At 70.7% G+C, this 4,805-nt stretch carries 1 protein-coding gene; it reads left to right on the top strand.

Annotated elements, in window-relative coordinates; translation table 11 throughout:
* On the top strand, positions 1 to 4,805 hold a 4,805-nt coding region (locus tag HNQ79_RS32930; protein ID WP_185036659.1), incomplete at both ends, for a type I polyketide synthase.

Raw genomic sequence — 4,805 nt, 5'->3', positions numbered from 1 at the left:
GTGTGAGTGAGGCGGATATGCAGCGGCTGGCCCGCTCGGGTATGCCTCCGCTCTCCGTGGAGCAGGGCCTCACCCTGTTCGACACCGCACTCGCCTCGGGCGAGACCGCGGTGGTGCCGGTCCGGCTGGATCTCGCCAGTCTGCGATCGCAGGGCGAAGTGGCCCCACTTCTGCGGGCGTTGGTTCGAACCCGCCTTCACTCCCGTCGGAGCGCGGTCGCGGGATCGGTCACTGCCCAGGGGCTGCTCGCCCGACTGGCCGGACTGACCGCGGCTGCCCGCCGCGAGGCACTGCTGGATCTCGTGCGCAATCAGGTCGCTCTTGTGCTGGGCCACACCGGTGTGGCAGCCGTGAGCCCCGCGTCCCAGTTCAGGGAATTGGGCTTCGACTCGCTTATGGCGGTGGAACTGCGGAACCAGTTGAGCGCGGTGACAGGTCTGCGATTGACCGCCACGCTGATCTTCGACTACCCGACCGCGACAGCGCTGGCCGACCACCTCAGGGACGAGCTGTTCGGCACCGACACCCAGGCCGCGGTCCCGGTCGGGGTGCTGCCGCCCGTGGCCGACGATCCGATCGTGGTCGTGGGCATGAGCTGCCGGTACCCGGGTGAGGTCGCCTCGCCGGAGGATCTGTGGCGACTGGTCACGGAGGGGACGGATGCTGTTTCCGGCTTCCCGACCAACCGTGGCTGGGACGTCGACGGGCTCTACAACCCCGACCCGGCCCACGCGGGCACGTCGTACACCCGATCGGGCGGTTTCCTCCAGAACGCGGGCGACTTCGACCCGGCGTTCTTCGGAATGTCGCCGCGTGAGGCGATGGCGACGGACTCCCAGCAGCGGCTGCTGCTCGAAGCGTCGTGGGAGGCTATCGAGCGAGCAGGCATCGACCCGGCGTCGCTGCGGGAAAGCCGGACCGGCGTGTACGCCGGTGTGATGTACAACGACTACGGCACCACCCTGAACGGCAAGCAGTTCGAGGGCCACCAGGGCCAGGGCAGCGCCGGGAGTGTCGCCTCGGGCCGGGTGTCGTACACCCTGGGTCTTGAGGGTCCGGCGGTGACGGTGGACACGGCGTGTTCGTCCTCGCTGGTGGCCATGCACCTGGCCGCTCAAGCCCTGCGCAGTGGTGAATGCACCCTGGCCCTGGCCGGCGGTGTGACGGTCATGTCGACCCCCGGCACGTTCGTGGAGTTCTCCCGGCAGCGGGGTCTGTCGGCCGATGGCCGGTGCAAGGCGTTCTCCGAGTCGGCCGACGGTGTCGGCTGGTCGGAGGGTGTCGGCATGGTGGTGCTGGAGCGGCAGTCCGACGCGGTGCGCAACGGTCACGAGATCCTGGCCGTGGTGCGGGGCAGTGCGGTCAACCAGGACGGTGCGTCCAACGGTCTGACGGCTCCCAACGGGCCTTCGCAGCAGCGTGTGATTCGTCAGGCGCTTGCCAGCGGCGGGTTGTCGGCCGGGGACGTGGATGTGGTCGAGGCGCACGGCACCGGTACGTCGCTGGGTGACCCGATCGAGGCGCAGGCGTTGTTGGCGACGTACGGGCGGGACCGTGACGAGGACCGGCCGTTGCTGCTGGGCTCGGTGAAGTCCAACATCGGCCACACCCAGGCCGCCGCCGGTGTCGCCGGTGTCATCAAGATGGTGATGGCGATGCGCCACGGTGTGCTCCCGCAGACCCTGCACGTGACCGAGCCGTCGTCCCATGTGGACTGGTCGGCCGGTGCCGTGGAGCTGCTGACCGAGTCGGCCCCGTGGCCGGAAGCGGGCAGGGCGAGGCGTGCGGGTGTGTCGTCCTTCGGGATCAGCGGTACGAACGCGCACATCATCCTGGAGCAGCCCGAGCAGGTCGCCGAGATCGTGCACGACCCGACCGCTTCCACGTCCGCATCACCGGGCGTGGTGCCGTGGGTCCTGTCCGGCAGGACGCCGGAGGCATTGGCTGCCCAGGCGGCGCGGCTGCTGTCGGTGGCGGACGTCGAGACGGCTCCCCGTCCGGTGGACGTCGGTTACTCGCTGGTGACGAGCCGGTCGGTGTTCGAGCACCGTGCGGTGGTGCTTGCAGGTGACTCTGCCGATGCGGTACGAGCCCTCGCGGCTTTGGCATCCGGTGCCCCGCATCTTTCGGTGGTGTCGGGTGCGGTGGCCGGTGGCAGGTCGGCGGTGTTGTTCTCGGGTCAGGGTTCTCAGCGGTTGGGGATGGGCCGGGAGTTGTACGGCCGGTTCCCGGTGTTCGCGGAGGCTCTGGATTCGGTACTGGCTGTACTGGATCCGCTGCTGGAGCGCCCGCTGCGCGAGGTGATGTGGGGCGAGGACGCCGATCTGCTGAACGAGACGGGCTTCACCCAGCCCGCGTTGTTCGCTATCGAGGTGGCGTTGTTCCGCCTGGTGGAGTCGTGGGGTGTGGTCCCGGACCTTGTGGCGGGGCACTCCATTGGTGAGATCGCTGCGGCGCATGTGGCGGGGGTGTTCTCGCTGGAGGATGCCTGCAAGTTGGTGGCGGCGCGGGCACGGCTGATGCAGGCGCTGCCGGCCGGTGGTGCGATGGTGGCGGTGCAGGCGACGGAGGACGAGGTCCTGCCGCTGCTGGTCGACGGCGTGTCGATCGCGGCGGTCAACGGCCCGTCGTCCGTGGTGATCTCCGGTGACGAGCGGGCGGCCCTGGAGGTGGCGGCGCAACTCGCCGAGCTGGGGCGTAAGATGACCCGCCTGCGGGTCTCGCACGCGTTCCACTCGCCGTTGATGGACCCGATGCTGGAGGAGTTCCGCACGGTCGCGGAGAGCCTGGCGTATGCCGAGCCGGTCATCCCGGTGGTGTCGAACCTGACCGGGGCGGTGGCGTCGGCCGAGGAGCTGTGCTCGGCCGGGTACTGGGTACGTCACGTCCGTGAGGCCGTGCGCTTCGCAGACGGCATCCGGACCCTCACCGAACAAGACGTGACCACGTTCCTTGAACTGGGCCCGGACGGCGTGCTCTCCGCCATGGCCCAGGAATCCGCACCTGAGGACGCGGCGCTCATACCGATGCTCCGCAAGGACCGGGACGAGGAATTGACCGCGCTCACCGCGCTGGCTCGCCTCCACGTGCGCGGTACGGTGCCCGACTGGGCCGCGGTGTTCGCCGGAACGGGCGCGCGTCGGGTCGAGTTGCCGACGTACGCCTTCCAGCACCAGTGGTTCTGGCCGGCCGGTTCGCAGGCCAGTGCGGCCGGGGACGTACGAGGTGCGGGACTCGATTCGGCCGAGCATCCGTTGCTGGGTGCGGCAGTCGAACTCGCCGCGGGCCAAGGGGTGCTGTTCACCGGGAGGTTGTCGGTCCAGTCGCACCCGTGGCTGCAGGACCACGCGGTGATGGGCCGGGTCCTCCTTCCGGGGACGGCTCTGCTGGAGCTGGCGATCCGGGCGGGTGACGAGGTCGGCTGCGACCGGGTGGAGGAGCTGACGCTGGCCGCGCCGCTGACCCTTCCGGAGCGCGGAGCGGTGCAGCTGCAGGTCGCAGTCGGTACCCCCGACGAGTCGGGCCGGCGTTCCGTCGGCGTCTACTCCCGCCCCGAAGGAGCGGCGGACACACCGTGGACGCAGCACGCCACGGGCGAACTGACCGGCCGTTCCGAAGGAACGGAGAGCGGCTTCGATGCGACGGTGTGGCCGCCTGCGGGCGCGGAGGCGCTGGACGTCGGGGGCTGCTACGAGCGGTTCGCGGAGCTGGGCTTCGCCTATGGTCCGGTGTTCCAGGGTCTGCGGGCCGCGTGGCGGCGGGACGGTGAGGTCTTCGCCGAAGTGAGCCTGCCGGAGAGCGCGCGGGGCGATGCGGCCGCGTTCGGTCTGCACCCCGCTCTGCTCGACTCGGCGCTGCACGCTTCCATGCTCGCCGGTGAGGCGGGCGGCGAGGGCGGTGGTGGTCTGCCGTTCTCGTGGGAGGGCGTGTCGCTGCACGCGACAGGCGCCTCGACTCTGCGGGTGCGGCTCGCGCCGCTCGGCAAGGGCGCGGTCTCCGTGGCCGCCGCCGACACCTCCGGGGCGCCGGTCGCCTCGGTCGACTCGCTGCTGGTGCGGAGGGTCTCCAGCGAGCAGCTGAACGGGCCCGCCGGAGTCGGCAGGGATTGCCTGTTCGGTGTGGAGTGGACGCCGGTCACGGCCGTGACCGCGCTGGATGTCCAGCAGCCGGTCGCCGTCCTCGGTCCGGATCCGTTCGGCCTCGCCGACGTACTGGCCGAGTCCGGTGCGAGCGTGGAGACGTACGCCGATCCGGTGGCGCTGGCGGCGGGGGAGTCCCCGGTGCCGAGCACTGTTCTGGTCGGTGTCGCCGATACGTCCGGCAGCGACATCCCGGGGTCGGCGCACGCGCTGACCGCCGAGGTCCTGGCTCTGGTGCAGGGTTGGTTGGCCGAGGAGCGGTTCGCCGGCTCGCGGCTGGTGTTCGTCACGCGCGGCGCTGTGGCCGTGGACGGCGGCACAATGGCCGACCTGGCGGCAGCCACCGTGTGGGGCCTGGTCCGAGCGGCGCACTCGGAGAACCCGGGCTGCTTCGGACTGCTGGATCTCGACCCGGCGCACGGCGCCGACGTATCGGCGCCGGCCCTGCGGGCTCTCGGCTCCGACGAACCGCAGGTGGTCCTCCGGGGCGGCGAGGTCAGGGCCGCCAGGCTGGACCGCGTGCCGCTCCCGGAACCTGTCGTCCCGGCAGACGGGGAGCCAGGAGAGGCTGACGAGGCCTCTGTGGTGGGGTTCGGTGAGGGTACGGTCCTGGTTACTGGTGGTACGGGTGGGTTGGGTGCGGTTGTGGCCCGGCATTTGGTGGTG

It is taken from the genome of Streptomyces candidus (assembly GCF_014207445.1).
GTDB lineage: Bacteria > Actinomycetota > Actinomycetes > Streptomycetales > Streptomycetaceae > Streptomyces > Streptomyces candidus.
This window is presented reverse-complemented; position numbering and strand designations above follow the sequence as displayed.